General features: G+C 49.5%; 2 protein-coding genes. Both read left to right on the top strand.

The features are described from left to right. The first annotated feature begins 10 nt into the window (after positions 1 to 10). Positions 11 to 433: an acyl-CoA thioesterase gene (locus tag I8U17_RS18155; protein WP_033099978.1), complete on the top strand. Its 423-nt coding sequence runs from the start codon at positions 11 to 13 to the stop codon at positions 431 to 433. Next, positions 430 to 645, top strand: a 216-nt coding sequence (locus tag I8U17_RS18150; RefSeq protein WP_370589296.1) for a phosphotransferase family protein, incomplete at its 3' end; no start/stop codon positions are given. The genes I8U17_RS18155 and I8U17_RS18150, both read left to right, overlap by 4 nt.

Below are 645 nucleotides of genomic sequence, written 5' to 3'. Positions count from 1 at the left end.
GGGATGAACCGTGATTGAATCGGAGATAAGAGTCCGTTTTTGCGAAACCGATGCGCTGGGCCATGTGAATAATACAAGTTATTTCATCTACTTGGAACAGGGGAGAACCGAATTTTTTGAAGAGATTGCAACCTTTGCTGATCTGAGCGATTGGCCATTTATCCTGGCCCATATCCGTTGCGACTTTCTGCAGCAGGCATATTACAACCAACGGTTAACCATTCAAACCGGGGTCTTGCGTATCGGCACGAGAAGCGTACATCTGGGACAGCAAATCCTGGATCGCGAAAGCGGGGAAGTGATTGCCCGTTCGGAATCCGTCATGGTTTATTTTAATTTCCTCCGTCAACGAAGCGAGCCGATTCCCGACGGATGGAAGGCCAAATTGAATGCGTACTCCATCTCTTGGCCGGAAAAGAAGGAGGAGACATGAGTAAGGAAACTATCCCTGTCCGCCAGGGGGAAGAATTGAACGAAAAAAGACTTGAACGTTTTTTGCGGGATCATTTTGACCTTGAAAACGCTCCGCTTGAGATTGAACAATTTGCCAACGGCCATTCCAACCTGACGTATTTAATCCGAGTCGGGGCATGGGAAGCGGTGTTACGCCGCCCTCCTTTGGGACCGACTGCGCCCAAAGCCCAC

It is taken from the genome of Thermoactinomyces sp. CICC 10521, assembly GCF_016055135.1.
Taxonomy (GTDB): domain Bacteria; phylum Bacillota; class Bacilli; order Thermoactinomycetales; family Thermoactinomycetaceae; genus Thermoactinomyces_A; species Thermoactinomyces_A daqus.
The sequence above is the reverse complement of the archived record's forward strand: the minus strand, read 5'-3'. Positions and strand labels throughout refer to the sequence as shown.